This is a genomic window from Streptomyces sp. NTH33 (genome assembly GCF_003236365.1).
In the GTDB taxonomy this organism is placed as follows: domain Bacteria; phylum Actinomycetota; class Actinomycetes; order Streptomycetales; family Streptomycetaceae; genus Streptomyces.
Genome location: NZ_POTZ01000890.1, coordinates 1 through 1,375, shown reverse-complemented (window position 1 = coordinate 1,375; position 1,375 = coordinate 1). Strand labels below are relative to the sequence as shown.

General features: G+C 78.9%; 2 protein-coding genes. Both read left to right on the top strand.

All coding sequences use genetic code 11. The annotated features are described in order from the left end of the window. The coding region (gene rfaE2 / locus C1I97_RS37300) for a D-glycero-beta-D-manno-heptose 1-phosphate adenylyltransferase (RefSeq protein WP_111007289.1) at nucleotides 1-921 on the top strand (921 nt) is incomplete at its 5' end. Then, nucleotides 918-1,375 (top strand): glycosyltransferase family 9 protein (locus C1I97_RS37295; protein WP_369008383.1); only part of this gene is annotated, 458 nt, incomplete at its 3' end. The genes rfaE2 and C1I97_RS37295, both read left to right, overlap by 4 nt.

Below are 1,375 nucleotides of genomic sequence, written 5' to 3'. Positions count from 1 at the left end.
CCGGTGGTGTGGGACCCCCACCCCCGGGGCGGCCCACCGGTACCGGGAACGAGGCTGGTGAGCCCGTCACGGGCGGAGTCACGGGCCTTCACGGCCGAGCTGAGGGAGGACCAGGGGGCCCGGGAGGGCCCCGCCGGACAGGAGGGGAACGAGCTGCGCACCGCCGCCCACGAGGCCGCCGCGCTCGTACGGCACTGGCGGGCCGCCGCCGTCGCGGTGACCCTCGGGGCGCGCGGGGCGCTGCTGTCGTACGGCGAGCATCCGCTCCTGGTGCCGGTGACGGCGGCGCACCACGGCGACCCGTGCGGCGCCGGCGACCGCTTCGCCGCCACGGCGGCCGGACTCCTCGCGGACGGCGCGCTGGTCGGGGAGGCGGTGGAGGGCGCGGTCGCCGCCGCGACCGCCTTCGTGGCCGCGGGCGGCGCGGGCGGCGTGCTCGGCACTCCCCACCCGCCGCCTCTCGGCGACGGCCCGGCCGGCCTGATCGCCCGCGTCCGCGCGAGTGGCGGCACCGTCGTCGCCGCGGGCGGCTGCTTCGACCTGCTGCACGCCGGACACGTCGGCCTCCTCCAGGCCGCCCGGCGCATCGGCGACTGCCTGGTCGTCTGCGTCAACTCCGACTCCTCCGTACGCCGCCGCAAGGGCGAGGGCCGCCCGGTCAACCCGCTCGCCGACCGCGTCCGCGTCCTGAGCGCCCTGGCCTGCGTCGACGCCGTCGCCGTCTTCGACGAGGACACCCCCGAACGCCTCCTGGCCGAACTCCGCCCCGACGTCTGGGTCAAGGGCGGCGACTACGCCGGCGCCGAACTCCCCGAGGCCGCCCTGCTGCAGGAGTGGGGCGGCCAGGCGATCCTCCTGCCCTACCTGGACGGCCGCTCCTCCACGGCCCTCATGGCCAGGGCGGCGGAGGGGACGAGGTGACCGGGGGCAAGGTGACCGGGGAGGCGGTGCCCCGCCTCCTGGTGCTGCGCGCCCTCGGGCTCGGGGACCTGCTCGCCGGGGTGCCCGCGCTGCGGGCGCTGCGGCGTGGGTTCCCGGAGCACGAGCTGGTGCTGGCCGCGCCCGCCGAGCTGGCGCCGGTGGCCGCGGCGACGGGGGCCGTGGACCGGCTGCTGGACGCCTCGGCGCCCGGGCGGGGCGTACCCCGGACGCTCGGCTGGGTCGGGCCACCCCCGGACGTCGCCGTGGACCTGCACGGCAACGGACCGCCCAGCCACCGGCTGCTCGCGGGGCTCGGCCCCGGGCGGCTGTTCGCCTTCGCGCACCCCGGGACACCCGAGGTCGAAGGCCCCCGGTGGCACGCCGACGAGCACGAGCGGGAGCGCTGGTGCCGGCTGCTGCGGTGGTACGGCGTCGACGCCGACCCCACCGACCT